This window comes from Oligella sp. HMSC09E12, assembly GCF_001808505.1.
Classification (GTDB): domain Bacteria; phylum Pseudomonadota; class Gammaproteobacteria; order Burkholderiales; family Burkholderiaceae_B; genus Oligella; species Oligella urethralis.
The window spans coordinates 44235-45722 of record NZ_KV793562.1 but is presented as its reverse complement, the minus strand read 5'-3'; the positions used below and the strand labels follow the sequence as shown (position 1 = coordinate 45722).

Here is a 1488-nt window from a genome sequence, read left to right as displayed (position 1 = left end):
ACGGAAGTCAATCGGAGTTCACCGGACGCTTACGAATAATTTATTTTTAGTGCAGTCATAAATTTTTATCAATTTAAGACTATAATCATCTAATACTATATTTTGAATGAGATGTCAGCTTCAGACCGTTGTTGATGCCATTTAGTTTTTCTTTCACCACACACACGGTTTTTCTTGCTGTTTGTATTGTTCCTTCATTTTCATGGGGTGTGTTGATGAGAAGTCGTGATTCCCTTTATTTTAATAAACTACGCACACTCGTTCTTAGTGTTGCGATATTGCCTCTATTACTAGCTTGTCAGAGCAAGTATTATCAAACAGAGCAAAAGCGCACCGAGTTACCAATTCATCAGATGATGGAAAAAGCAGATAAGACCATTTGGCGAGAAATTGCTCGCCTTGATGCTTATTGTCAAGAAGTCATTGATGCGCATACATTGGCCTTAAAGCCTAGCACTGAGACGGCGGCAACCTATCAGTATCGTGATCATATTTGCTATCAACAACGCGAGTGGTATGCCGCCAACAAGCGTAGTGATGAATTTAAGCGGGAGCGCTATTTATCACTACTTAGTAGTCGAGTGCCAATCACATTGGAGCGCTCAGCTGAACAACAACGAGATCTTAAGTCGCCGCAAGATTTTCTTTATGAGCAGCAACTTACACAGGCGGAGGCAAGTAACGACAATCCAATTTTAAATCGCTTGTACGCTAAGGATTCCCGTGTGGATACCATGTTGTATGAGTGGTTTCGAGTCAATCAAGCGCTTTCTGTGATAGAAGAAATCAAGACATGCTTAGAGCAGCGTGATGTTAGCCGATTATTGGCGACTGATATGGCGCAGGCGGGTATGTTATCCCCTGAACCTTTATCTGCAGGCTCATGTGATGAACTTTGGAACACTACGCAAGTAAGTCAATAGGCTGGTGTTTCATCAGATTTGTGTGCAAAAGCACAATACTCATTTAATCAATCTTTCCTTTACCAGTTAGGTATGGAGGTGAAACAATGACTAATGTGTCGAATAACAGTAGAAATTCGTGGTCAACGGAAGTATATACATTTGAGCCTAAGATTTTATCCAAATCAATTGCATATGCCTTAGTGTATGGGGCCGGGTTCCCACTGATTTTTTCTCCTGCTGCCATGGCACAGACCTTAGATTTAAATTTGAAGCCTGCACTTAATGCACGTAACAAAAAGAATCTTAATGAGTTCAGTGATAGGATTCGTAAGGTTGTCGTTAATCAACAAACGGGTGATGTTGATTGGGATGCTTTGCAAAATGAGCAGTACAAACTGATTGAGCAAGGTCGTCAAGTGATAAAGCCGTGGGAACCTGAGTTGCAAATAGGTCTAAACTACTGGTATATGGACTCATGGGAAAGTCATAGCAATCCGAAAAAACCGTATGTGAACGTACATTTCCCACCAACATTCGGCGGTGATATACCGATTGGTGGAACCCCCTCAGTCCCCCCCCCCCC

2 protein-coding genes are annotated in these 1488 nt (G+C 41.9%); both read left to right on the top strand.

Features of this window, described 5'->3' with window-relative positions:
* Positions 1-215 precede the first annotated feature (215 nt).
* The gene (locus HMPREF3179_RS04020; RefSeq protein WP_052043670.1) at positions 216-923 is read left to right on the top strand and encodes a hypothetical protein; all 708 of its coding nucleotides are present in this window, start codon (positions 216-218) and stop codon (positions 921-923) included.
* 86 nt (positions 924-1009) lie between these two features.
* A partial coding sequence (locus HMPREF3179_RS12225) for a hypothetical protein (protein WP_168160353.1) occupies positions 1010-1488 on the top strand: 479 nt, incomplete at its 3' end.

Excerpts from the sequence above, each read along its gene's own strand:
- HMPREF3179_RS04020 (WP_052043670.1), top strand. The coding sequence starts at position 216 with ATGAGAAGTCGTGATTCCCTTTATTTTAATAAACTACGCACACTCGTT.